This window comes from Marinomonas phaeophyticola (assembly GCF_026966905.1).
GTDB classification, from domain to species: domain Bacteria; phylum Pseudomonadota; class Gammaproteobacteria; order Pseudomonadales; family Marinomonadaceae; genus Marinomonas; species Marinomonas phaeophyticola.
The window spans coordinates 62,517-88,220 of the sequence record NZ_JAPUBN010000017.1 but is presented as its reverse complement, the minus strand read 5'-3'; the positions used below and the strand labels follow the sequence as shown (position 1 = coordinate 88,220).

Genomic DNA, 25,704 nt, shown 5'->3' with positions numbered 1-25,704 from the left:
TTAGTTGTATAAAACGTAAGAGAGAGATGTCTATGCCACATTTTGTTATTGATTGTTCCGAGCGTATTTTATTGACACATTGTGAAGAAAAGATTAATCAAGAGATTCATAAGGTTGCGCATTTAACAGGCTTATTTGATGAAAAGGATATTAAAGTAAGAGTTAATCCCTTTAAACATTACAGCGTCGCTAATAGAAAAGAAGACTTTATTCATGTTTTTGCGAATGTAATGGAAGGCAGAACCACCACTCAAAAGGCTGAGCTTTCAAAGGCCGTTGTGGCGAAATTGAATGACTTATTCCCAAGTGTTGAGAATATTGCCATGAACGTTAGGGGTTTTGAAAAAGCCACATACTGTAATAAGTCGATGCTTTAACAGCAATAAATAAGCCTCTCTTGTGATGAAGTCTGCTATAGCCATAATAGCTACGTTTAAACTCTCCTATGATTATTGCGTTTGTTACGATTGCCAAAAGTATCGTTGTTGGTGGAGCGTTTTAATCTAGGCAAAAAGACTCTCGGGCTTTAAAGCTCAAGAGTCTTTAGAAGGTTTAAGTTGGTTGACAAATAAAAAAAGAGAAAAGTAAATAAAATAAATTATTTACTGAACAGTTTCGTTTTCTGAAAACTCACCTTCAAAAAGTGCTGTAGACAAGTAACGTTCTCCTGAATCAGGTAGTACAACAACAATTTTCTTATCTGCAAACTCGTCTAACTGAGAAAGTCTTTCCGCGGCGGCAACGGCTGCACCACAAGAAATACCGCATAAAATGCCTTCTTCACGCATTAAGCGTTTCGCCATTGAGATAGCGTCTTCATTGGTGACTTGTTCAACACGATCGACCATATCAAGGTCAAGGTTTTTAGGAATGAAACCTGCACCAATGCCTTGGATTTTGTGTGGTGACGGTGTTAAATCTTCGTTATTCATCGCTTGCGTAATAACAGGAGAAGCTGTCGGTTCTACAGCAACACTCAAAATGGCTTTTTTCTGGGTGTTTTTAATGTAGCGACTGACTCCTGTAATGGTGCCGCCAGTACCCACGCCCGCAACAAAAATATCGATTTCACCGTTGGTATCATTCCAAATTTCTGGCCCGGTTGTTTGTTCATGAATTTCAGGGTTAGCAGGGTTTTCAAATTGTTGTAAAAGAATAAAGTTTGGGTCTTCTGCAATTTCTTTCGCTTTTTCAATGGCGCCTTTCATGCCTTTTGCCGGTTCAGTTAACACAATCGTTGCGCCCAGTGCTTTCATTACTTGGCGTCTTTCTAAACTCATACTGGCAGGCATAGTAATAGTGATTGGGTACCCACGGGCTGCAGCAACAAAACAAAGGGCAATGCCAGTATTACCACTTGTAGGTTCAACTAATGACTTGCCTTTAGTTAAGATACCCTTTTTCTCCGCATCCCAAACCATGTTAGCACCGATACGGCATTTTACTGAGAAGGCTGGGTTTCTTGATTCCAGTTTTGCCCAGATATTGCCATTACCGATACGGTTTAATCTAACAAGAGGTGTATTACCAATGGTTAGGGAATTATCGTCAAAAATATTATGTGACATGTTCTTTTATCCTTAAGGTAATTGTATTGATTGTTTATGAAATAAATTGAGGCCAGCGTTTTGTAATGCTAAAACAGCAGTCCAAATAGGGTTATTTCAAGGATCTTAGTTCCTTGTTTTTCTACACTATAACCTCTTGGTTGGGTTTAGTGATAGAATTTGCAACCATATCCATATAAGAATGCTCCATAACAAGACTATTTTATTTATCAGTCAATATGTTATGACGTCAAATTGAGCGCAAGTACACACAGGATTCCATTTTGTTAAACCATGAAATAGAAAATTTGATGACACGTGACCGTCATTTTATAAAGCGTAAACAACAGAACCTTGAGAAACGAAAACAAACAGGAGCGCCTTGTGATAAGTTAGAAAAGGAGCTACAAGGACTGATTGAGAAATCCCAAACGACTTTTTTACAAAGACAATCTTTTTTACCCACCATTAAGTACGATAATGATTTACCCGTGGCTGAGCGGTCAGAGGAAATCATTGAGGCCATTTCTAATAACCAAGTGGTGATTATTGCCGGTGAAACGGGATCGGGTAAAACCACACAGTTACCTAAGATGTGTTTGCAGGCGGGTTTGGGTGTTGCTGGGCTCATTGGTCATACACAACCAAGACGAATTGCCGCGAGAAGTGTGGCAGATAGAATCAGTGAAGAGTTAGGTGTTAATTTAGGCGAGCAAGTCGGCTTTCAAATTCGTTTTAATGACGAAAGTAGTGATAAAACCTTAATTAAATTGATGACGGACGGTATTTTACTGGCCGAAATTCAAAAAGATCGATTTTTACAAAAATACGATACCATTATTATCGATGAGGCCCATGAACGTAGCTTAAACATTGACTTTCTATTAGGTTATTTGAGTCGTATTTTACCTTCTCGTCCTGATTTAAAAGTAATAGTAACATCGGCGACGATTGATGTTGAACGTTTCTCAAAGCATTTCAATAATGCGCCAATTATTGAGGTGTCAGGCAGAACCTACCCGGTTGAGATTCGTTACCAGCCTTTATTAAGCAAGGGCGATACCGAAGAATTAGATGCAGACCAAAGTATGGAGCAGGGCATACTTGATGCGGTCGAAATGCTAATTCAAGAAGAAAGAGCATCGTCTTATCGGGGCGCTGGAGATATTTTGGTCTTTTTACCCGGCGAAAGGGAAATTCGAGAAACGGCTGAGATTCTTCGCAAAGCAGAATTAAGGAATACTGAGGTATTGCCTTTGTACGCTCGATTATCCAGTAGTGAACAGCAGCGAATATTTAAACCCCATTCTGGGCGTCGAATTGTGCTTTCAACTAACGTCGCTGAAACCTCTCTGACTGTGCCTGGTATTCGGTATGTTATTGATCCTGGGTTGGCTCGAATCAGTCGCTACAGTGTGCGTTCAAAAGTCCAGCAGTTACCTATAGAGAAAATTAGTCAAGCCAGTGCGAATCAAAGAGCGGGTCGTTGTGGTCGGGTGGCGGAAGGTATTTGCGTTCGTTTATATGATGAAGAAGATTTCGCTAATCGTAGTGAATTTACCGACCCTGAAATTTTCCGTACTAACCTGTCGTCAGTTATCTTAAAAATGGCCAGTTTGAAACTGGGGGAAGTAGAAAAATTTCCTTTTGTTGAAATGCCAGATCAAAGATTAATTAATGATGGTTATCAAGCTCTGGTCGAGTTGGGGGCCTTACAAGGTGATAAGTTAACCCATATTGGTCGTCAGTTGGCCACATTACCCATTGATCCAAAATTAGGTCGAATGTTGATCGCCGCCGCTGAAAAAAATGTACTTAAAGAAGTCGCTATTATTGTGAGTGCTCTTTCCGTGCAAGACCCTCGCGAGCGCCCGCAGGATAAAAAAACGCAATCTGATCAAGCCCATGCGCAAGATAAAGATGCCGATTCGGATTTTATTGTGCTGCTGAATGTTTGGGAGCGCTATGAAAGTCAGAGAATTGAGTTGTCACAGAATCAATTGCGCCAATATTGCCGTAAGCAGTTTCTCAATTTCATGCGTATGAGGGAGTGGCGTGATATTCATCGACAGATCCATTTAGCCTGTAAGGCATTGGGTTTCAAAGAAGTTACGCGTGAGGAGAGAGATTATGAATCGATACACCGCTCCTTATTGGCTGGTCTTTTTACCCAAGTGGCTCAAAAACTGGATGAAACCAAAGAATTTCTAGCTTGTCGTGGGCGTAAGTTGCATTTATTCCCTGGTTCTATGTTGTTTAAAAAACCACCTCAATGGGTCATGTTGGCTGAAATGGTGGAAACATCTAAACTATTTGGACGTGTTGTCGCCAAGATTGATCCAAAGTGGATAGAAGAATATGCGGCTCCATTTGTGAAGAGGCAGTACTTTGATCCGCATTGGGAAAAGAATCAGGGCCGAGTTGTGGCGAACGAACAAGTGTCTCTTTATGGTTTGATTTTGATTGCCAAGCGCCGCATAGATTATGGCCAAGTGGTGCAGCATGAAGCACGTGAGATCATGATTCGATCAGGGTTGGTTGAAGGAGAAATGCGAACTAAGGCCGCTTTCTTTAAGCACAATCAACGTTTGATTGAATCCGTAGAAAATCAAGAGGCAAAACTAAGAACTCGAGATATTCTGGTGGATGACGAAGTGTTATTTAACTTTTATAACCGTCGTGTGCCAGAAACGTATTTTAATCAGAAAGGGTTAGAGTATTGGATTAAAAAGCACCCAGATGAATTGAAATTAACCCGTGAAGATTTAATTAATCAAAACATGGAAGTCGATGCATTTGCTTTTCCGGATGCGTTTAAACTGAACGATGTCAAGCTGCCGATCGATTACGCTTTTGAACCTGGCCAAGAGAAGGATGGGGCGACGTTAAAAGTGCCTGTAGGGCTATTAAGGCAATTAAATATTGATGAATTAAGTTGGGCTGTACCTGGTTTTATTAGGGAAAAGTGTGAAGCGTATTTGAGGGCTTTACCAAAAGCACTACGACGACGCTTTGTGCCTATTCCTCAATTTGTGGACCGTATTTACCCAAATCTATCTCAAGATAAGGGAGACTTGCTTGATCAATTAACATTGCAGATAAAGCGTGAAACCCTAATTGAAATCCCCTTGAGTGAATGGAATGCTGAAAGGCTTGATAAGCACCTCACATTGAATGTTGAAGTGATTTCTGAAAAAGGCAAAGTGCTGGGTAGCGGAAAAGATCTGGCAAGCTTACAAGAGCAGTTCGCGAAAGAGGTGGATGCCAGTTTTGCTAAATTTGGAACTAAGGCTCATGAGTCCGAAGGGCTAACCCGTTGGCCTGAACAGAATGTGCCTGAAGAGCAAAAACTTTCGCAAGCTGGCATTAAAGTTGTTGCTTACCCTGCATTAGTTGCTCAAGGTGAAAGCGTATCTGTCAAGATGTTTGACGATAAGTACACGGCCCAAGATGAGCATCGAAAAGGGGTAATTTGTTTACTTGGTTTGTATTTACACAAAGAATTGAAGTATCTTCAAAAAAACATGCCTAATTTGCAAAAATCGTTATTAATTTTTGCACCAATTGGGAAAAAAGAGGTCTTATTGAATGATTTACTTCAGGCTGTATTAGATAAAGTGTTTCTTGATGGTTTACCTTTGCCGAGAACTGAGGCGGAATTTTTATTTCGAATTGAAGATAAGAAAAATAGCTTGATTACTGAAGCAAATGAGATGGCCAAGCAACTTTTTGACGTACTTTCATCCTATCAAAAAGTAGCAAAACGTATGAAGGGAAATATTCCTTTACCTTGGACGCGCATATACGGCGATATTCGAGTGCAATTAGGGCATCTAATTTATCCTGGGTTTATCAGTGAAACCCCCTTGTTTTGGTTGGCACAATTTCCTCGCTACTTCAAAGGCATTGAAACACGACTGGAGCGATTCCAGAATCATTTAGCTAAAGAAAATGCGGGTGTTACCGAACTAGAAACGTTGTGGGATCGTTATACAAAGCAGAAAAATGCCCATTTAGCGAAAAATCTTTATGACCCTGAATTGATGAAGTATCGTTGGATGATGGAAGAATATCGAATTTCATTATTTGCGCAAACAGTAGGAACCTTAGAGCCAATATCAGATAAACGTTTATCTAAACAGTGGCATCTTGTGAAAAAATTAGTTTAAAGAGGTTTTATGAATCCCCATTTTAGGTCTCGCTATCGGTTGCTATGTGGTGCCGCTATATTATCTTTGACATGCTCACTGGCGACAGCGGAGACGCCAGAAGATCCTTGGGAGGGTTACAACCGGGCGATGTTTAGTTTTAATTCCGGACTAGACAGTGTCTTGTTAAAACCCATTGCAAAAGGTTATGAAAAAATTGTTCCTAATCCAGTTCAGCGAGGTGTGGGCAACTTCTTTTCGAATTTAGGTGAATTAGGTAATTTAACCAATAACTTACTCCAAGGTAAGCCCGATGGTGTAGCGACGTCATTTTTTCGATTTGTGATTAATAGTACTGCCGGCTGGGGGGCTTTTCGATATTGCCACTGAGCTTGGTCTAACCGAAAAAGAAGAAGACTTTGGTCAGACATTAGGTTACTGGGGCGTAGGGTCTGGGCCTTATGTTGTATTGCCACTTTTTGGTCCTTCAACTGTTCGGGATACTGGTGGTTTAGTTTTAGATTTTTATGATTATGATTCTGTTGAGTTGCTCGAGTTAAGTAGCCATGGTGAGCTTGGTTTAACGGCCTTAGAAATCATTGATTTGCGGGCCAGTTTTTTAGCCGCAGAGTCACTGATATTTGGTGATCATTATACTTTTATTCGTGATGTGTATTTACAAACTCGGGAACGTGCCATCCGCGATGGCGCACAAAGTAAGATGAAATCAGAAAAAAGCGCGGATGATGCTAGTTGGGGAGAGGAGAGTGATAGTTGGGGAGAAGAAACGGACACGGATAGTTGGGGTGAGATTGATGAAGAGCCCGAGACCATCTAGTTAATATTTTCTATACAACAGTAGATCTTCAAATCATAAGACCATTTAGATTGAGCTTATTTTGAATAGGTTGCAATAACTAAATGGTTTTTTTACTTACAGTAGGGATTTTCGATAAGCACTGGGTGTCGTTTGCTCAATGCGGGTAAATTCCCGATGAAAATTAGATTTTGTTTGAAACCCTGAATTGAGGTAAATCTGCGTAATAGGGTCCTGTGTATTTTTCAATAATTCCTTCGCTCGTTCGATCCGATACTCATTGATGACTTGTGAGATATTCCTCCCGTAGACATGATTAATGGCTGCTGATATCTGACGAGAAGGGATAATCAGCTTTCTAGCAAGCCGATCAAGTGTTAGGTCTGGATCAAGAAATACTTCTTTTGTTTTCATTAATTCATCCAATTTATGCACAATATTGGTAGCCTCATTATGATCAATCGATGACTTATTTAATGCACTATTTCTATCCTTGCTTGATATCTGAGAGGAGAAGTCAGGAGTATTTTCTTCTCTGAGAGTCATGCTTTGATTATCGGTCGTGTCCTTAAACATGTCATCTTCATTATCGTATTGGCGAATGCTTAAACTTAGCATAATGACCGCAAGAGACAGTACGGGTAGTAACACAGCATGCCCTATCATAAGGATATGGATCGCGTGGGAGCCATCATAGAAGGCAAAATCGAGAGCAAGAGAACCATCAATGGCAGCCGCGAATATTAACATACTACCGGCAACGCGCTTTGCTTTGAGTGCCTTGTCTATTTCAGAAAGGCTAACTTTTTCAGGAATGTTATTATTTAATGAACTTTTAATTAAGGCGATTCCATACCCTAAATACAACAATGTCAAAATGGGATCGATCGGTAAACGCCAGATAGGGTAACTAAAAGCGGCCAGTAAAATAAATACTGGAGCGATAAAATGAGCGAGGTGAAAGCGTTTTTTTGAATGCGCCTGAGAGAAGCAATACCAAGCAGCTAAGGGGATAAATGAGGCACTTAATGGTTGCAAAAAACGTAATAAAGTGAAGTCAAATGTCCATCTCATACCTACAATGGTGGTTGTAAGAGTACACAAGGCTAAAAAAATAAACGCCGGCTTTTCTTTTTTTCACGACGTATATAAAGCAAGGTTGCCAATATACCAAGGAGTAAAGAGATAACAAAAGGTAGAGGGATTGATATCATGATGATTCCATTTTTTGTTTAAGCCAGCTTTTATTGAAACCCTACTTATTACCAGCAGAATAAATTAAATAGATGTCGTAAGTATGTCCTAAATGAGGATTTAAGACATCCTATATCCTGTTTGAGGACGCTATATCACTGAAACTAAAGCATATTAGACGAACTTTCATTAGCCAAGCGCTAATTGAAAGACAATGTCTATTATTTATATGAGCTCGAAAAGCTCTTAAGGTGAAGTGTATGTTTTGGTATTTAGATGCGCTGAAAAAGTTCTTCGTATTCTCTGAAAGATCGTCAAGAGAGGCGTTTTGGACTTTTTTTATGATCAATTTTTTGATTTCCATTTTTCTTATTGGTCTTGAAGTGTTATTAGGCCTTCCTGGGATTTTAGAAGGGGGTTACAGTCTCATCATTTTGTTGCCTATGATTGCGATTACAGTACGTCGGTTACACGATACGAATCGATCTGGCTGGTGGCTAGCTATAATCTGCATTCCTATTTTTGGGTGGTTTCTGCTTTTGTTTCTTTTGCTTCAGGAAGGTGAGTCGAGTCAAAAAGCTCGTGGTTACGTATTTTCAAGCAGCCAGAAAAGGGAGAGATAAGATGTCAAAAATCATATTTCATCCAAAAATATACTTACACAATATAATCATTATTTTAGGCGCTTGGAGCTTAGTTGCTTGCGCGAATGTTGATAAAGATGGTGTGATTAATGAATTAACATTAAGCGACAGTCGAGAGTCGTCTCTTTATTTGTTACCCGATCAGGCCTATGGCGTCATTTATGTGGAATCACCGAAAAGCGGTAATTTGTTTCAACTCCATGGGACGGTAGGTAAAGGGGTAGCGGTTCTTCGAAAGCGCAATCAAACACGCTGTTTTGTGAAAACCATCAAAATTGCGGCGGGAGGATTTGATGGTAAAGGCATATCGATTAATAAAAGTGAACCAATTCGATTGATTGTTTATAGTGAAAACCTTGCCGAAACTTTGCTATCAGGGGAAGAAGTAGTGAGTGATACGATAACAGTAAAGAACAGGTTAACGTTATCGGATCCTGGTGATATCCTAATTGAATCTGGGTTAGGGGAAGAGCAAGGATTTGTACTGAATCCTAGCGAGTGGTCTTTATTTAACCTCTTTGGAACGGCGGACAATAGTACTGTATCTTGTGTTGCAGAAAATGAAATACAAAGTTGATAATATATCAATATACACAAAATGAAACTTATTATAGAGTGGTGTCCAAGTTAGCCGCTGAGTCAGGGTGACTCAGCGAATATTATTTGTATTTGCCTTTTTTGCAATTACCCTTAATCAAAGTGGAATCAATTTATTATGTCTCAAAACTATTTCAATACTTTACCTTTACGTGAGCAACTAGCTCAATTAGCAAAATGTCGTTTCATGCATATGGATGAATTTAGTGACGGCGTTGAAGCGCTTAAAGGCAAAAAAATTGTGGTAATCGGCTGTGGTGCTCAAGGCCTTAACCAAGGTTTAAACTTACGTGATAGTGGCTTAGATGTTTCCTACACTTTACGTGCAGCGGCTATTGCTGAAAAACGTCAGTCTTGGAAAAATGCGACTGAAAATGGTTTTGTTGTCGGTACTTATGACGAACTTATTCCAACGGCTGACGTTGTATTAAACTTAACGCCTGATAAGCAACACACGCCTGTTGTTAAAGAAATTATGCCTCTAATGAAAGAAGGCGCTTGTCTTTCTTATTCTCATGGTTTCAATATCGTAGAAGAAGGCATGCAGATTCGCGAAGATTTAACGGTAATCATGGTTGCGCCTAAGTGCCCAGGTTCTGAAGTTCGTGCTGAATATGTTCGTGGTTTTGGTGTTCCAACGCTTATCGCGGTTCACGAAGACAACGATCCTAAAGGTGAAGGTCTTGCTCTAGCAAAAGCCTACGCGGTTGGTACTGGTGGTCATAAAGCCGGCGTACTTATGTCGTCTTTTGTTGCTGAAGTGAAATCTGACCTTATGGGTGAGCAAACAATCCTTTGTGGTATGTTGCAAACAGGCTCTATTCTTTGCTTCGATAAAATGATCGAAGAAGGCATTGATGCAGGTTATGCGTCTCGCTTAATTCAGTACGGTTGGGAAACCATCACTGAAGCATTGAAATACGGCGGCGTGACTAACATGCTAGATCGTCTTTCAAACCCTGCTAAGATCAAAGCATTTGATCTTTCTGAAGAGCTAAAAGTTATCATGCGTCCGCTTTATAACAAGCACCAAGATGACATCATGAATGGTACTTTTTCCCGTGTAATGATGGAAGACTGGGCTAATGATGACAAAAACCTGTTAGGTTGGAGAGCAGAAACAGCTGAAACAAACTTTGAAAAAACACCAGCAGGTGACGTTGAAATTTCTGAACAAGAATTTTTCGATAACGGTATCTTGATGGTAGCGATGGTAAAAGCGGGTGTTGAACTTGCATTCGAAACGATGACCGCGGCGGGTATCATCGCTGAATCGGCTTACTATGAGTCATTACACGAAACACCGTTAATTGCTAACACTATTGCCCGTAAGAAGCTTTACGAAATGAACGCTACTATCTCTGATACGGCTGAGTACGGTTGCTACCTATACAACCACGCTTGTCTACCATTGTTAGCGGACTTCATGAAAGACATCAAAACGGATGTAATTGGTAAAGGCCTATCAACAGACGACAATGGCGTTGATAACGCTCGTTTGATTGAAGTAAATGCAGCACTACGTAATCATCCAGTTGAAGCGATCGGTGGTGTGCTACGTGGTCACATGGCCGACATGAAAAAAATTGTTTAATTAACATTGTCGTTAACACGACCCGATTAAACTTTTTAAAAACCGAGATCATTTTTAACAGAAGGTCTCGGTTTTTTTGCATTTATATTTTGATTTATTAGGAAGAAACGAAATGGGCAAAAAACTTCACTTAGACCGTATTCATTTAGACAAGTTGACCGTTAACTTTGATGATCGATTCACTCTGAGTGATGTAGATTGGACCATAGAGCCCCAGCAGCATTGGGTGATTACCGGTACTAATGGATCGGGAAAATCGGCTCTTGCTGCGGTACTTTCCGGTGTCGGAAAAATAGAAAAAGGAGGTATATCATCTCTTCCTGACAATGTGGGATTGGTGTCTTTTGAAGCTCAAGCTGAATTAATTGCTAAAGAGTTAAAAAAAGACGATGCAGATATCATGGATGTAATTTCAATTGGCACACCGGTCCAGGAAATGATTTTTGCCGACTGCAAAGACCCTGAACTGGCGACGAGACTGATTGAAAAATTTGGGCTTACAAAATTGCTCGAGCGTGCATTTCGTAAGCTTTCTACAGGAGAAACTCGAAAAGTTATGCTAATTAGGGCGCTCTCTAGTAAGCCAGAGTTGTTGATTTTAGATGAGCCCTTTGACGGGTTGGATGTGGATACGTTGGCCATGTTACAAGAGCATTTAATCTCGATTAAAGAGGTTACTCCAATGATAATGGTGCTTAATCGTTTTGATGAAATGCCAAGCTTCATTACACATGTGGCTTATATGGATAAAGTCGGCATGCATGAAGGCCGTTTGTCCTTAACGGTTGATCGTCAAAACGAAGGCGCTTTTAATGAGCTGTATCAGTTGCTACATTTAAAGACATCGGATTTGAGTATTCCTGCAGCGGACCCTTCATCGGCGTTACCTGATCTTGACCCAAGCCAGCCGTTAGTGAATTTGAAAGCCGCTACCATTCAATATGGTGAAACAGTGATTGTTGATAAGCTTAACTGGGTGATTCAGCCTGGAGAGCATTGGCAATTGAGTGGTCCTAACGGCAGCGGTAAAACCTGTGTTCTATCCTTGATTACTGGAGATCACCCTCAATGCTACACCAATGATATTTTTGTTTTTGGCTATCAGAGGGGGCAGGGGGAAAGCATTTGGCAAATCAAACAATTTATCGGCTATGTCTCTACTGCATTGCAATGGGAGTATCGTGTCAGTACGAGTTGTCGTAATGTTATTATCTCTGGTTTTTATGACAGTATCGGAATGTACACTAAATCAACTGATCAGCAAAAGAAAATAGCCGATGATTGGCTACATTTGTTGGGTATGAAAGATCGTGCGAACCAGCCGTTTAATAAACTGTCTTATGGTGACCAGCGCTTATTGCTTATTGCCCGTGCTATGGTAAAACATCCGCCACTTTTGATTCTTGATGAACCTTGTCTTGGCCTAGACGACATGAATCGCCAATTGGTGCTCGCTCTCATTGAGAAAATCTGCGCAGGCTCCGAAACGACGGTTCTTTATGTCAATCATCATGCTGAAGATAAAATTAAAGGTATAGAAAACTATTTGAGACTTGAAAAGAATAATTAGTGGAGGTCAGCGCCTTATTGTTGTGTCTCTACATGCTTCAGTAGTGCGACGATAAGAAAAATAGCCTATATAAAGATAGGCTATTTTTTGGAGGAGTGACGGCTTAGTTGCGGTTCATATCGGCTATAAATTGGTTCGATTCATCAATGGATTTATTCATGTCCGTTAATAGAATCTGAATGTCTCGTTTGAGATTAGAAAATTCCCCTTTTATTGCCGCGACAGCTTGCGCATTTAAGTTATGTTTTAAATACAGAACATTGTCTTGTAGAGAAGCCAGAACAGGCTCCATTTTGCTTTCAGAGCTGCGCATAGAGCGAAGCAGCTTACTAAATTGACGTTTTGTTTCTGTAAGTTTTTTGGCACTTTCTCGTTTTAGTGAAGCGTTTTTATACAGATCTAATTCTTCCGTCCACTCAGCAAATAAGGCTTCGGCGACATCTTCTACTTTATTAATATTATTCGTGACGTTATTTGCTGATTCTAAACTGGCTTCGTAATCATCATTTAACTGTTCATATACCTCTTTCAGCTCGCCACCATTAAAATTAACGAGTGTGGTTAAGCGTTCCAAAGCCGATTGAAATTCTTCTTGTGATGTTTCTTGCGCCTCTTTGGTTTCTTCAACACGGTCGACCAGAATATCACGTTTATGGATACCAACGGACTCCATGGCTGAATAGTAAGCGGTTTGGCAACCCGTTAATGCCAGGGTCAATGCTATTATTGAGGCATTCAGGAAAGTACGTTTATTCATTGAAAGTCCTATGTTATCAATGTCAAATAGAGGAGATTAGCTCAATTTTAGCATTACTAAAGGGATTTATCAGGTCATGTTTGTTAAGTGATGTTAAGTAGCATGTCTTTAGCTGATGTCTTTTAATATCATAATATGATTAAAGTAATATCGAGAGATACTAATTCTGATACTCCATTAGACATGTCTCAACATGTTGGTGCAATGTTCATCGTCAATCTATTGAAGCAAGGTATAGACATTAGGGAGGCTGTCTATAATAAATGGACGGGGGAACAATTCGGTGATGGTCCGCGCTTTTTTAAAGTGATTACAAAAAATCAATATGAAGAAAATGTAACTGAATGTATGTCTTTCTTGATTGCGAGAGCAACGGTATTTGAAAAATTTAGTACTCCAATTACGAGGTTAGAGGTCGATTTACACCCATACTTCAATCGTCTTAAAACAGTAAGCAATATTGTAATAGATTGTTATAGATGATTGCTCTGCTAGAAAATTAACGCTATGTTTAAGCCTGTACAGCAATAATACTGACTTGGGGTCAGCTGTGTTTGCTTTGCATTAGCATGATATAAGGCTAATTTTTCATTACTATTGATTGTAAGAGTTTGATTGGATTAGAAAAGTGCTTGAACGGCTTGGAGATCTAGAGCACCATTTGGTTTTCTATGGACTGTGCGGATTCCCGATATTGCAGGGTTAAATTATGAATAACATCAGGAGTATTTAAAGGCAGAGAAGTGTCATAGTATGTTCTCTTCTCTTGTTCAAGGAGCTTTTCTTGAAGGGTTGAACTGTTTAATGGATCATAAATACTAGTGTCGCAACGGTTAATTATAGATTCCATTTTCTTTCTCTAGAGCTAAGTGTTTTGTATAAGAGTCGCCGAGGTATTGTTTTTAATTTTGCTGCACGTTGCGTCTATAATAAAAAAATGTGTTATTACACCTCTGTAGGTTTCAAATGAAAAAAATAGTTGTTTTCCTGAGCGTTACCATGGTTCTGTTTTCTTCGTCTTTATTTGCGAAAGATTTAATTTTTACACCGAAGGATATTAGTAAGTGGTCGGTAAGATATTTTCTAGATAAAACACATTATTCGATAGTGAATTCTGAAAACGAAACGTTTGATGATATTCCTAGTGATGGGGCCTTGCTGGCGAGCAGTAATGGGGCTTCTTCAGCGTTATTTTATAAGTCTAAAATTGATTTATCCAAGACTCCTTGGCTTTCTTGGTCATGGAAGGTAGAGCAATTTCCAACAATAAATAATGAAAGAAGTAAAGGCGGGGATGACTTCGCTGGACGTGTTTACATTGTATTTAATCAAGGTACAGTCTTTTCAACAAAGGGTGTGAGCTATGTTTGGACTCAACAAGCAGAAAAAGGCGATGTTTGGGAAAACCCATTTGCAGGTGAAAAAATGTATATGTTCTCCATTGAAACAAGTGAAGACACTGGTGTTTGGAGAAATGGACAGCGTAATATAAGGGAAGATCTGAAAGCGATATTTGGAGAGGATATACGTCATTTAGCGGCGATTGCGATTATGACAGATGCAGACAATAGCTCATCAAAAGCGCAGGCGCTATATGGCAACATTCGTCTAACTAAAGAAAAATATGTATTCCCCAGTAAGTAATATGGCCTTAAGAATCATTTATGCACTGATAATTTGAGTTGGAGTGATGAAGTAATGTCCCGTTTAGAACTGAAAGAGCCAGATCAATGGGTCTTGTTTATCGCCATGACCATTGCAACAATTAATGGCGTAGTAACTGGTAATTTTTTTATATTACTAATAGGCGTACCTTTTATACTGTTGTCGATTTTAGTCGTAACTAAACTCACGTTACTGTTATGGATCTTGTTTATTAGTGGGGCTATTATTAATGTGATTTTACCCATTGTTTCCGTACAGGATTATTTTTCAGCCGCGGTTTATTTATTGTTAGTGGCTTATGGCGGCTACGAATTAGTGAAAATGGTGAATACAGGGAATCGATAATAAAAAACCATTCTGTTGGTCGTGAAATCAAGTATAAAAAGCAATGCGTGTTCATTGCTTTTTATAATGTATCTATTCCTAGCTAAACCACTAAATGTTGTTGCAGGTAGTCTTTCATATATGAATTCGCTTTCCAAATATCCGTTAAATGGGTCTGAGTGATAGGGGTGGTATGGGCATAAGGGAAGGGACCAAATTCAGGTGTAATGGTAAAGGATTTTTGGTTCCGAAGCTGGGCTTGTTGGATAACTTGTTGCCAAATACGAGTGTGATTTTCTAAATGAGTCTTCCAGATCGGATCGCTTGGATCGGTCACTTGCGGACCTTCTTCGTAACCCACACGAGCATGTATGTGATGCACGCTCTCTGCTAACGCATTGACTCTTACCATTTGATCACTTAGGTCAGATTCATGTACAACCATCCAATGGCTAACATCTAAATTGAGCTTAAGTTCGGCTCGTCTTCTCAGAATCTGTTCTGTTGTTAAGGTGTTAAAGGTTGGTCGGAAACGGTGAGTTTCATGAGTCACTTTGATGCCATGTTTTGCTTCAAATTCCAACGCCATATCGTAAAGCGCCAAATTTTCTTCCAGGCTAAAAATGTCTCTTCCAGTATGGCTATTTATCAGTACAGGATTGAACTCAAGAGCATATTCTAGTTGGCTCTTCATGCTTTCTAAATGCTCTTCTAGTGTATTGCCTTGTGTTCCTATGCCCGTAATGATGGCTAAATTAACTTGATCATGTGCTTTGAGAGTTTGCTCTGGAGAAATGCCATAGAAAGGTAGAAAAAGTTCAGTGCCCTGATAGCCTTCTGATTTTACTTGCTCAGTAAGACTGACCAACTTTTTTTCATTGCTGCAGTCTGTTTCCCAAAAAGATTTATGGAAATGTAGTTTCATATCGTCCTCTAAAATTTTTGTTTCAAGTGGGTACAAAGTGCCACAAGGATACGTATGCTTTACATGAATACAAGTAGATATTCCAATTTGGAAAATTATATTTTATAAATATTCATTATCGGAAATCGATTGTTTTCTTTATAGTGTTTGAAGTGAATTAGATAAATAACTTCAATCAGTAAGGGTTTTATATGCTAACGAAAGAACAGGTTCAGCAGTATCATAAATTAGGCTATTTGGTTTTAGATGAGCTGTTTGATGCAACAGAAATTGAAAAAGTAAAAGCGAGAGCCGATAAAATCATTCGTGAATGGGATGAAGGTTCAACAGATCATATTTTTACGACTAAAGATAATGACCGTACGGGTAATGATTTCTTTTTGGATTCTGCAGAAAAAATCCGTTGCTTCTTTGAAGAGGAAGCGTTTAATGAAGCGGGGGAACTTAGTCAAGAACGAGCGCTTTGTATCAATAAAATTGGTCATGCTTTACATGAGCTAGATCCTATTTTTGAGCGTTTTAGTCATTTGCCTGTATTAGGCGAAATTGCACAAGCCATTGGCTTATCACAGCCTCAGATACGACAGTCCATGTACATTTTTAAGCAACCCAAAATAGGGGGAAGTGCATTGGCATCAAGATGCCAGTTTCTTTTACACAAGTCCTCAGAGTGTCGTCACCTATTGGTTTGCAATGGAAGATGCGACTTTGCAAAATGGCTGCTTATGGGTTGAAGACGAAGGGCATAAGGGGCCACTTAGGGAGCGTTTTAATCGTGATGGTGATGTTACCACTATGGTGACATTGGACGAAACGCCTTGGCCTACAGAAGTTAGCGGTACGCCGGTGGAAGTAAAAGCTGGAAGCTTAGTGGTCTTTCATGGCTATCTGCCTCACTACAGTGCCCCAAATCGCTCAGATAAATCTCGTCAGGCGTATACCTTGCATGTCACTGATGGTACAACAGACTATGCAAAAGAGAATTGGCTACAATCAGTAGAATTGCCATTACGCGGTTTTAATGGATGATATGAGAGAGATGCTTGAAAAAATAAGCGTGTTATTATGCTGTCGCTACAAGATTAGTGGCGGCATAAATAATTTGCTCTTTCAACCAAGTATGTGCCTTATCGGATTCGCTTCTCTGATGCCAAATAAGAGAATATACAACGTCTGAACTGGGTAATGGCATAGATAGCTCGGTCAAGTGTCGCACTTTACAACTATAAGCCGCCCAAGTTGATGACGTTGTGAAGACTAGGTCTGATTGACTACACAAGCTTGATGCAGAGTGAAAATCGGGCACTTGTACCGCAATGTCTCTTTCTAACCCTCTCCTGGCCAATGTTTGATCGAATATTGGTGTTCCAAGTTCATTGTCTCTAACGTGTATATGGCGGCAGTTGAGGTAGCTTTCTTGATCCCATTTTTCTTTTAGGACAGGGTGATTGTCTTTCACCAAGCATACTAGGTGATCTCTGTAGAGCTCATGGCTATTTAGATAATTACCAAGATTCGGTGTCTGTCCTACATCATGTGGCAGGATAACAAAGTCCAATAACCCTTGATTTAGATGCTCTAGACTTAAAGTGTCTTTGAACCAAGTATCTAGGCGAATTCCTGGTGCCTGAGTGAGTAAATTATTTAAAAGCTTCGCAGTAATAAATTCAAAAGCACTTTCCTGCATGGATAATCGAAACGCGCCTTTATACTCAGATAAATGAAAGTCATTTTGTGTAAACAGAGACTCAATAGCTTCGATGGCGGTAGACAGTTTGGGCTCAATAGAGAGAGCGAATGCGGTTGGCGTTAAGCCATGTGCCGTTCGATGAAAAAGAGGATCTTTAAAAATATGCCTTAATTGAGATAGGTTTTTACTGATACTAGATTGGCTCAAATTTAATCGTTCTGCGGCCATCGAAGCACTTCGCTCTTTAAGGAGTGCCTGCAAAGTAACCAAAAGGTTAATGTTAACACGGGATAATTTTGCAAAATCCATTTTTAGCCTTAAACTATTGTTTTGATTATGTTTAGTCTGTGAGAGTATAGCTGTAAATAGGTTTTTGTAATTACTCTCAACGCGGACCTTGTTTAAATGCAAGATAACAAACTATGCTATATAGTATGTCACAAAGTTATCTTGTTAGTGCTATAAATTGTTGATTCTAACAGTATAAAGGGAAGGGCGAATGCAAAAGGTTGCACTGTTTCTATTGTTGGGTTGGTTTTCTTCATTGGCCCTTGCTGAAAAAGCGATTACCTTCCATATTGGAGAGTGGCCACCTTATACATCAGAAAATATTCTAATGCATCGTTTGGCTGAGAAACTAGTAGAAGAATCTTTTGCTAGTCAAGGTTATAAAACACTATTTGAATACCATCCCTGGAAAAGAAGTTTCACTAATGTGAAGTTTGGTAATGCAGATGCGACTTTCCCATGGTATGAGACAGATCAAAGAAATAAAAATTTTGTCATCTCTAAAGAGGCGTTGTTTCGAGAGAATCAGGTCTTCTTCTATCTAAAGAAAAAGGCGTTTGATTGGAATACTTTTGAAGATCTAAAGAAATACCAAATTGGTGGTACTATTGGGTATAACAATGTCAATCTCCTTGAAAAGAATGATATTCGTGTGTTTGTTGTGAGTGAGGAAAGCTTTAATTTTAGAATGCTGTTGGCTGGCCGAATTGATGCCTATCCAGCGGGGGCTTTAGTAGGCTATGAAATAATTCATTCATTATTTACACCAGAGCAGGCGGCTCTTTTTACAACGCATCCAAAGACCCTTAAAGAAGGTGATATGCACGTGTTGTTTTCTAAAAAAGTTAAGAGGGCTCAGGAATATGCGGATGCTTTCGATCGCGGGCTGCTGACTTTGAAATCTTCAGGGCGATATGAAGAAATTATGAATTCATATATGGATTAATGCCTTACTGTAAAAAGTGCTAAAAGTCTCCCCTCAATACCAGAAAAATCAATTGTAGTTACTTGTATTGGCAACTTCGGGTGAGTTGCTATCACGAAGAAAGCATCAGCAACTAATCAATACTATAGTCCCAGATGATACAGTTCAGTTGAAATATTTATTTTACTATTTAAGAACAATTAGGCAGCGGATGGAAAACGAAACTTCAGCCACCACTGTAGTAATAATAAATAAAACAAAATTTTCTTCTGCGCCAATTCGTTTACCACCTGCAATATAAGAACAAATGCGCATTGTTGATAAATTGGGTTCAGTATTAGCCAAAGTCGAAGTGGCACTAGCATGTCTCGACAAAACCCCAACCTTCTTAAAACGCTTCCGCCAATCTGTCCTCGCTGCCGCTACTTCCGATGAACTCGCCAAATACTGACGTGAGGGAAACAGCTTTGTTTCATCATATCTAGGAAATATTGATTGGAGTGTGCTTGATGGAGAGGTAGCACCATATTCAATTCCATCAAATTGGACGTGGCAACAGGTTGAAAATGAGCTTGAACAGTCTCAATGCGAGACAGCTGCAATTTCTGGTATGCAAAGCAGAAAATTAATTTAACCAATGTTCACTCGGTAGACTTTGTTGTGGTATAAGCTGATATCTCCACTGAAAATAATTGCGTTGTTTCAGCTAATACAAAAAAACGAGCCATTTGGCTCGTTTTTAGTTTTAGTTACAACGTTTTAATCTTCATAGCTCTCAATAGGAGGGCATGAACAAATTAAGTTACGATCACCATAAACGTTATCAACACGAGCAACTGGTGGCCAGTATTTACGCTCAGTAATCCAGCTTAATGGGTAAGCCGCTTCTTTACGTGTATAGCTGTGAGGCCATTCGTCAACGAGTAAGCTATCCGCTGTATGTGGCGCGTGTACAACAGGGTTGTCTTCAAGCGTCCATTCACCATTTTGAACTTTACTGATTTCTTTGCGTATTTGGATCATAGCATCACAGAAGCGGTCAATTTCTTCCTGATTTTCTGATTCTGTCGGCTCTATCATCAAGGTTCCGGCAACAGGGAACGACATGGTTGGAGAATGGAAACCAAAATCAATTAATCGTTTCGCTATGTCTTCTTCAGAAATGCCAGATTCCGCTTTTAAAGGACGAATATCAATAATGCATTCGTGAGCTACGGTATTGTTAGCACCCGTGAACAGAATTGGATAATGATTTTCTAATCGTTTCGCAACATAGTTAGCGTTCAATATAGCGTGGAAGGTGGCTGATTTTAATCCTTCGTCTCCCATCATTTTCATGTACATCCAGGTGATCACTAGGATGCTGGCACTACCATAAGGAGCGGCAGAAACCGCGCCATTTTGCACGCCACTGACTAAATCGAGAGCCGCTACTGATTTTACAGAGTGACCAGGTAAAAATGGTGCTAAATGAGATTTGACGCCGATAGGGCCCATACCTGGACCACCACCACCATGAGGGATGCAGAATGTTTTATGTAGGTTAAGGTGTGAAACGTCGCCGCCAAACAATCCTGGAGGAGCAATACCTACCACCGCATTTAGGTTGGCTCCGTCGATGTAAACTTGACCGCCAAACTTATGAACAATGTCGCATACTTCACGAATGGCTTCTTCGAAAACACCATGTGTTGAAGGGTAGGTTGCCATGATACAGCTTAATTGATCGGCATGCTTTTCTGCTTTTGCTGCTAAGTCAGCAATGTCAATGTTGCCTTCACTATCGCATTTCACAATAATGACTTTCATTCCTGCAAGTGCCGCGGATGCTGGGTTAGTACCATGAGCAGAGCTTGGGATTAAGCAGATATTGCGGTTATGGTCACCACGTGATTTGTGATAACGATCAATAGCAATTAGACCTGCATACTCACCTTGAGCGCCTGAGTTAGGTTGTAATGACATGGTGTCATACCCAGTCGCCTTAGACAGCATTGCAACCAGGTCATCCAATAATGCTTGATAACCCGTGACTTGATTTTCAGGAGCGAATGGGTGGATGCGACCAAATTCAGGCCAAGTAACAGGCAGCATTTCAGATGCGGCGTTCAGTTTCATTGTACAAGAGCCTAAAGCAATCATACTTTGATTTAAGGCGATATCTTTCACTTCTAGGTGGCGCATGTAGCGCATTAGTTCCGTTTCGCTGTGATGTGTATTGAAAACGGGGTGAGACAGTATGTCGTCTTTTCTCAACAATTCAGCATCAAATCCAGCGCCACCAGTAAAGCTTTCAACCTCTACTTGGGTAAGAGAGAAGCCAAAACAACTGGCTAGATCAACAAGGTCTTTTGTTTCTGTGGTTTCACTGAATGAAATCGACACTTCTGTATCTGACATGCGATAGAAGTTCATTAGTTTATCGACACCAGCTTGCATAACCTTGTCAGTGTTTGCACGGGTTTCAATCACCAAGGTATCAAAGTGAGAATTATTCAGTGTAAAGCCGTTCTTCTTAGCGGCCTCTGCAAAGCAATGAGTTAAGCTGGCAACTCGATTTGCAATGCGTTTTAACCCTTTTGGACCATGATAAATAGCATAGAATCCTGCCATCATTGCAAGTAGTGCTTGAGCGGTACAAATGTTAGACGTCGCTTTTTCACGGCGAATGTGCTGTTCGCGTGTTTGCATTGCCATACGTAACGCTTTGTTACCGTGTCTATCAATGGATACACCGATAATGCGGCCAGGCATTGAACGTTTGAACGCATCTTTAGTGGCTAAGAATGCCGCATGAGGACCACCAAAGCCCATTGGAACACCAAAACGCTGGCTTGAGCCAAATACAATATCCGCACCCATTTCGCCAGGTGACTTTAATAACACAAGAGATAAAAGATCAACCGCCACACTTACTAGCGCTTTTTGTTCATGGCATTTAGCAATAATTGGCGTTAAATCTTGAATGACACCATCTGTACCTGGATATTGAATGATGGCACCAAAAACATCGTGCTTATCTATGTTTTCAAGACTGTCGACAACAAAATCAATTTCAAGCATTTCAGCTCGTGTTTTGATGACATCAATCGTTTGTGGAAGGCAATTATTTGCAACAAAAAGTAAGTTAGATTTCTTTTTGTTCGATCTAGCCATCAAGGTCATGGCTTCAGCCGCCGCCGTGGCTTCATCTAGCAAGGAGGCATTTGAAATTTCCATGCCTGTTAAATCGATTATAACCTGTTGGAAATTTAGCAAGGCTTCTAATCGACCTTGAGATATCTCAGGTTGATAAGGTGTGTAGGAGGTGTACCAACCTGGATTTTCTAACAAATTGCGTAGAATAGGAGAGGGAACTAAAGTGTCGTGATAACCCAGTCCAATAAATGACTTCGCGATTTTGTTCTTGGACGCAATGGCTTTTAATTGTGACAGCGCTTCGTTTTCTGTTACCGGCTGTTGACTCATATCTAATGTGTTTTGACGTATTGCTTGAGGAATCGTTTTCTCAATTAAAGCGTCTAAGCTATCAGCGCCTATGGTATTCAGCATAGACTGTTTTTCTGCCTCATCAGGGCCGATATGGCGAGCAATAAACTCATCAGTTCCAAGAAAATCACGAATGCACGAAGTCATGGTAATTAAACACCTTTATATATAAATGGGGGAAGAACCTTACTTAACAGAAGTCGTTAAGTAAGGTTTATACTCGCTAGAAGTTGATGGGTTCAAACTAGAAACCATCTGACTTCAAATTTATTCAATGATGGCTTCATAGCCAGCGGCATCTAATAGGCCGTCTAATTCAGATACTTCACTTAATTTTATTTTGGCAATCCATGCACCTTCAAAAGGGACATCATTGATCATTTCTGGTTCATCAGAAAGGGCTTCATTTACTTCAACAACTTCACCTGACACGGGTGCATAAATGTCAGAAGCGGCTTTTACTGACTCAACAAGAGAGAATTGTTCAGTAGCATTTACTTCAGAGCCTACTTCAGGAAGCTCAACGTAAACAACGTCGCCTAATAGCTCTTGAGCGTGATCTGTAATGCCGACAGTTACTGTGCCGTCACCATTATCTAGAACCCATTCATGTGATTCAGCGTATTTTAAGTTTGCTGGGATATTGCTCATAATTTAGCCTCATTCAAGGTGCCTAGAGAGCGGTAGAGTACAGCGCTCTAGGCAGTGTTTTATTTAACGGTAAAGTGGGAAACGTTTGCATAGGTCCATAACTTCGCTACGTACACGAGCTTCAACTTCTGCGTTACCTTCTGGTTTTTCGATCAAGCCGTCCAAGACGTCACTGATTAAGTGACCAACTTGACGGAATTCTTCTTCACCGAATCCACGAGTTGTGGCCGCTGGTGTTCCTAAGCGAATACCAGAAGTTACCATTGGTTTTTCAGTATCGAATGGAATACCATTTTTGTTACAAGTAATGCCTGCACGTTCCAGTGCTTGGTCAACAACATTACCTTTTAATCCTTTTGGACGAAGGTCAACAAGCATTAAATGTGTATCTGTACCGCCAGTAACAACATCACAGCCACGCTCAATCATAACGGCGGCTAAAGTTTGGGCGTTTTTAACGACTTGCTTAATGTAATCAGTAAATTCAGGGCGGAGCGCTTCACCAAATGCTACTGCTTTACCAGCAATAACGTGCATTAATGGGCCACCTTGGTAGCCAGGGAATACCGCTGAATTGATTTTCTTACCTAGATCTAAGTCATTCGTTAAGATCATGCCACCACGAGGTCCACGTAGTGTTTTGTGAGTAGTAGTGGTAACCACATGAGCATGCTCAAGTGGTGAAGGGTGTACGCCAGTAGCAACTAAGCCTGCAATGTGAGCCATATCAACCATTAGGTAAGCGCCAACTTTATCGGCAATCTCACGGAAGCGTTTGAAATCAATTGTGCGAGGAATGGCTGAACCACCAGCGATGATTAGCTTTGGCTTGCATTCGATTGCTTGTGCTTCAACGGCATCATAATCGATATTCAATGTTTCTTTTGATACACCATATTGAACTGCATTAAACCATTTGCCAGATTGAGCTGGTGGCGCGCCATGAGTTAAGTGGCCACCGGCAGAAAGAGACATACCTAGGATGGTATCACCAGGTTGTAATAGAGCTAAAAAGACCGCGCCGTTTGCTTGAGCTCCAGAGTGTGGTTGAACATTTACGAATTCACAATTAAACAATTGTTTTGCTCGGTCAATGGCAAGTTGTTCTGTAACATCAACTTCTTCACAGCCGCCGTAGTAACGTTTTTCAGGATAACCTTCAGCGTATTTGTTTGTTAATACAGAGCCTTGAGCTTGTAAGACAGCTTTTGAAACAATGTTTTCAGAAGCGATTAGCTCAATACCAGTTTCTTGACGTTCATTTTCTTTTACTAAAGTCGAAAATAACTCAGCATCGCTTTGGGATAAGTCTTGGCTGAAAAAGATATCAGTATTAGACATTCGTAAATTTCCTCTCTATTTATTCAAGTACGCACAAGTGTGCAAAATTGCCGTGTATATAATATCACTTGCTTTACTTTAAATAATGAAAAAAGATCAAGTTTCTAATTAGTTCTAGTCATTATTAAACCGTGCTGCAATGAACAAATAGTAAAACAAAAGTTTCCGATTGGAAACAAGCTTTTTTTGAAATATTTTTTTCTTTTAGAAATTTATGTTCTTGAGTTGTGGCTTTTCCCACCTTTACTGTAGCGTTATTGGGCTTGATGCTTAATGTGAAAAAAGTCACTTTAGGTCAAGCTTTACTGCCTAGAGGATATTTTTTTCTTGTAATTTGGTGTCGAAAATAGTTACTCTGTTTCCGATTGGAAACAAAACTAAAGTTTATGAGGCAATATCATGAAAAAAACACCGTTATTTGATTTACATCTAGAAGCTGGCGCTAGAATGGTTGAGTTTGCGGGGTATGAAATGCCTGTTCAATACCCATTAGGTGTAAAAAAAGAGCACTTATGGGTGAGAGAGCATGCGGGTTTGTTTGATGTATCTCATATGGGACAAGTGATGTTGTCAGGAAATAACGTCAAACAGAAACTGGAAGAAATTTTACCTGTTGATGTGCTGGGGTTAGCGGAAGAAACGCAACGATATGGTATGTTCACTACGCCTGAGGGCGGTATTTCGGATGATTTAATGTTCGCTAATTGGGGCGAGCGGGTTTTTGTTGTCGTGAACGCAGGTTGTAAAGAACAAGACATTGCTCATATGCAATCTTCTCTAGAAGGATGCACGGTTGAGCCGATTGAAGACAGAGCCTTGTTAGCGCTTCAAGGGCCTTCTGCCAGAAAGGTAATGTCAAATTTAGTGCCAGAAGTGGCTGATATGGTATTTATGCAAAGCAAAAGATTTGCTTGGAATGGCGTAGAGCTATGGGTAAGTTGTTCTGGTTATACTGGTGAAGATGGGTACGAAATTTCTGTACCAGCGGATCAAGCCTCCGTACTATCGAATGCATTGTTGTCTTCTGAAGAGGTTGAGTGGATTGGATTAGGTGCTCGTGATTCTTTGCGTTTAGAGGCTGGATTATGCCTTTATGGTCATGATATTGATGAGTCAACATCTCCTGTTAGTGCGTCATTGAATTGGGCGATACAAAAAGTGCGTCGACTCGGTGGTGAACGTGCGGGTGGTTTCTTAGGTGCCGATAAAATTTTACCTGAATTCGATCAAAAGCCAGCTCAAAAACGCGTTGGTTTCATTGTGGATGGTAAAGCACCGGTAAGAGAAGGTGTTGAAATTGTGAATGCAGACGGCATGGTTGTTGGAAATGTGACGAGTGGCGGTTTTGCTCCTTCTTTATCTGTTCCTATTGTGATGGCTTATGTTCAATCTGAATTATTGGATGCTGAATTGTATGCTGTTGTGAGAGGGAAAAATATCCCATTGAAAAAAACGGCAATGCCTTTTGTGCCGAGCCGTTATTTTAGAGGTTGATATTTATACAAATCGTGGCTTCTGCTGGGATTATAGTGAATGCA

General features: G+C 40.1%; 19 protein-coding genes and 2 pseudogenes. 13 read left to right on the top strand and 8 right to left on the bottom strand.

The genetic code is table 11. The features are described 5' to 3' along the window. Positions 1 to 32: 32 nt before the first annotated feature. Positions 33 to 377, top strand: a complete 345-nt coding sequence (locus O1D97_RS11700; RefSeq protein ID WP_269125782.1) for a 5-carboxymethyl-2-hydroxymuconate Delta-isomerase — start codon at positions 33 to 35, stop codon at positions 375 to 377. Positions 378 to 602: 225 nt separating this feature from the next. Here O1D97_RS11700 and cysK read toward each other — a convergent pair whose 3' ends face one another. Continuing rightward, positions 603 to 1,568, bottom strand: coding sequence for a cysteine synthase A (gene cysK, locus O1D97_RS11695; protein WP_269125780.1), 966 nt, complete (start codon positions 1,566 to 1,568; stop codon positions 603 to 605). A gap of 263 nt (positions 1,569 to 1,831) precedes the next feature. Between cysK and hrpA the strand changes: the two genes are divergently transcribed. Together hrpA and O1D97_RS19920 are read left to right on the top strand one after the other, a co-directional pair. Then, entirely contained in the window at positions 1,832 to 5,716 is a 3,885-nt protein-coding gene (gene hrpA / locus O1D97_RS11690) for an ATP-dependent RNA helicase HrpA (protein WP_269125778.1), read from the top strand. A gap of 9 nt (positions 5,717 to 5,725) precedes the next feature. Continuing rightward, a pseudogene (locus tag O1D97_RS19920) lies at positions 5,726 to 6,533 on the top strand (MlaA family lipoprotein). A 96-nt stretch (positions 6,534 to 6,629) separates the two neighbouring features. Here the strand turns inward: O1D97_RS19920 and O1D97_RS11675 are convergent. Beyond that, positions 6,630 to 7,586 (bottom strand): helix-turn-helix domain-containing protein, encoded by a 957-nt coding sequence (locus tag O1D97_RS11675; protein ID WP_269125773.1) that lies wholly within the window; start codon positions 7,584 to 7,586, stop codon positions 6,630 to 6,632. A gap of 380 nt (positions 7,587 to 7,966) precedes the next feature. Here O1D97_RS11675 and O1D97_RS11670 point away from each other — a divergent pair, with 380 nt between their 5' ends. From O1D97_RS11670 to modF, 4 genes are all read left to right on the top strand, one after another. After that, positions 7,967 to 8,329 (top strand): DUF805 domain-containing protein, encoded by a 363-nt coding sequence (locus tag O1D97_RS11670; protein WP_269125771.1) that lies wholly within the window; start codon positions 7,967 to 7,969, stop codon positions 8,327 to 8,329. Position 8,330: 1 nt separating this feature from the next. After that, complete coding sequence (locus O1D97_RS11665) at positions 8,331 to 8,927, top strand: hypothetical protein (protein WP_269125769.1); 597 nt, start codon at positions 8,331 to 8,333, stop codon at positions 8,925 to 8,927. 138 nt (positions 8,928 to 9,065) lie between these two features. After that, complete coding sequence (gene ilvC / locus O1D97_RS11660) at positions 9,066 to 10,541, top strand: ketol-acid reductoisomerase (RefSeq protein WP_269125767.1); 1,476 nt, start codon at positions 9,066 to 9,068, stop codon at positions 10,539 to 10,541. 112 nt (positions 10,542 to 10,653) lie between these two features. After that, a complete protein-coding gene (gene modF, locus O1D97_RS11655) occupies positions 10,654 to 12,111 on the top strand; it encodes a molybdate ABC transporter ATP-binding protein ModF (protein WP_269125765.1) in 1,458 nt (485 codons plus the stop codon). A gap of 103 nt (positions 12,112 to 12,214) precedes the next feature. Here modF and O1D97_RS11650 read toward each other — a convergent pair whose 3' ends face one another. After that, positions 12,215 to 12,868 carry a DUF2959 domain-containing protein gene (locus tag O1D97_RS11650; protein ID WP_269125763.1) on the bottom strand — a complete coding sequence of 218 codons (654 nt, stop codon included), beginning with the start codon at positions 12,866 to 12,868 and terminating at the stop codon, positions 12,215 to 12,217. Between the two features lie 966 nt (positions 12,869 to 13,834). Here O1D97_RS11650 and O1D97_RS11645 point away from each other — a divergent pair. Then, positions 13,835 to 14,512 carry a DUF3047 domain-containing protein gene (locus tag O1D97_RS11645; RefSeq protein WP_269125761.1) on the top strand — a complete coding sequence of 226 codons (678 nt, stop codon included), beginning with the start codon at positions 13,835 to 13,837 and terminating at the stop codon, positions 14,510 to 14,512. Between the two features lie 54 nt (positions 14,513 to 14,566). Continuing rightward, positions 14,567 to 14,878 (top strand): hypothetical protein, encoded by a 312-nt coding sequence (locus O1D97_RS11640; RefSeq protein ID WP_269125759.1) that lies wholly within the window; start codon positions 14,567 to 14,569, stop codon positions 14,876 to 14,878. Between the two features lie 82 nt (positions 14,879 to 14,960). Here O1D97_RS11640 and O1D97_RS11635 read toward each other — a convergent pair whose 3' ends face one another. Continuing rightward, complete coding sequence (locus tag O1D97_RS11635; protein ID WP_269125757.1) at positions 14,961 to 15,782, bottom strand: sugar phosphate isomerase/epimerase family protein; 822 nt, start codon at positions 15,780 to 15,782, stop codon at positions 14,961 to 14,963. Positions 15,783 to 15,973: 191 nt separating this feature from the next. Here O1D97_RS11635 and O1D97_RS19915 point away from each other — a divergent pair. Continuing rightward, positions 15,974 to 16,811: pseudogene (locus O1D97_RS19915) on the top strand (phytanoyl-CoA dioxygenase family protein). Positions 16,812 to 16,845: 34 nt separating this feature from the next. Here O1D97_RS19915 and O1D97_RS11620 read toward each other — a convergent pair. Continuing rightward, positions 16,846 to 17,781 (bottom strand): LysR family transcriptional regulator, encoded by a 936-nt coding sequence (locus O1D97_RS11620; protein ID WP_269125751.1) that lies wholly within the window; start codon positions 17,779 to 17,781, stop codon positions 16,846 to 16,848. Positions 17,782 to 17,971: 190 nt separating this feature from the next. Between O1D97_RS11620 and O1D97_RS11615 the strand changes: the two genes are divergently transcribed. Beyond that, the gene (locus O1D97_RS11615; RefSeq protein ID WP_269125749.1) at positions 17,972 to 18,706 is read left to right on the top strand and encodes a substrate-binding periplasmic protein; all 735 of its coding nucleotides are present in this window, start codon (positions 17,972 to 17,974) and stop codon (positions 18,704 to 18,706) included. Between the two features lie 67 nt (positions 18,707 to 18,773). Further along, entirely contained in the window at positions 18,774 to 18,986 is a 213-nt protein-coding gene (locus O1D97_RS19910) for a restriction endonuclease subunit S (RefSeq protein ID WP_428981117.1), read from the top strand. A 458-nt stretch (positions 18,987 to 19,444) separates the two neighbouring features. On the opposite strand, the gene gcvP is transcribed toward O1D97_RS19910, so the two are convergent. The 3 genes from gcvP to glyA form a co-directional block, all read right to left on the bottom strand. Further along, entirely contained in the window at positions 19,445 to 22,321 is a 2,877-nt protein-coding gene (gene gcvP, locus O1D97_RS11605) for an aminomethyl-transferring glycine dehydrogenase (RefSeq protein WP_269125746.1), read from the bottom strand. A gap of 120 nt (positions 22,322 to 22,441) precedes the next feature. After that, positions 22,442 to 22,825: a glycine cleavage system protein GcvH gene (gene gcvH, locus O1D97_RS11600; protein WP_269125743.1), complete on the bottom strand. Its 384-nt coding sequence runs from the start codon at positions 22,823 to 22,825 to the stop codon at positions 22,442 to 22,444. A gap of 63 nt (positions 22,826 to 22,888) precedes the next feature. Next, the gene (gene glyA, locus O1D97_RS11595) at positions 22,889 to 24,166 is read right to left on the bottom strand and encodes a serine hydroxymethyltransferase (protein ID WP_269125741.1); all 1,278 of its coding nucleotides are present in this window, start codon (positions 24,164 to 24,166) and stop codon (positions 22,889 to 22,891) included. Positions 24,167 to 24,565: 399 nt separating this feature from the next. Between glyA and gcvT the strand changes: the two genes are divergently transcribed. Next, the gene (gene gcvT / locus O1D97_RS11590) at positions 24,566 to 25,660 is read left to right on the top strand and encodes a glycine cleavage system aminomethyltransferase GcvT (RefSeq protein ID WP_269125739.1); all 1,095 of its coding nucleotides are present in this window, start codon (positions 24,566 to 24,568) and stop codon (positions 25,658 to 25,660) included. The last annotated feature ends 44 nt before the right edge of the window (positions 25,661 to 25,704 follow it).